General features: G+C 51.3%; 1 protein-coding gene. It reads right to left on the reverse strand.

The features are described from left to right. Positions 1-236: ribonuclease domain-containing protein (locus QN347_RS20910; protein ID WP_323494563.1), on the reverse strand; the 236-nt coding region annotated here is incomplete at both ends.

Here is a 236-nt window from a genome sequence, read left to right on the forward strand (position 1 = left end):
GTTCTTGAATACGACGAAAGCTGTCGTAATGGTCATCGGTATAATAATATTCTCCGGCTGGCTGAGCAGCAATAATGCGCCGCGCACCACGATTGCGGGCACGTGGCGTCACGACCGTGTATTCACGATAATAACCGCGCTTCTGCTTAGGCAAACGCGCTTCATAATTGCCAAATACCGCACCATCTTTGGAAAATGGGAACGGGCCGCCCTGCTTGATGAGCAAGAGTGTAGTG

Origin of the sequence: Sphingomonas sp. 10B4 (assembly GCF_035019905.1) — a bacterium.
Lineage (GTDB): Bacteria > Pseudomonadota > Alphaproteobacteria > Sphingomonadales > Sphingomonadaceae > Sphingomonas > Sphingomonas glacialis.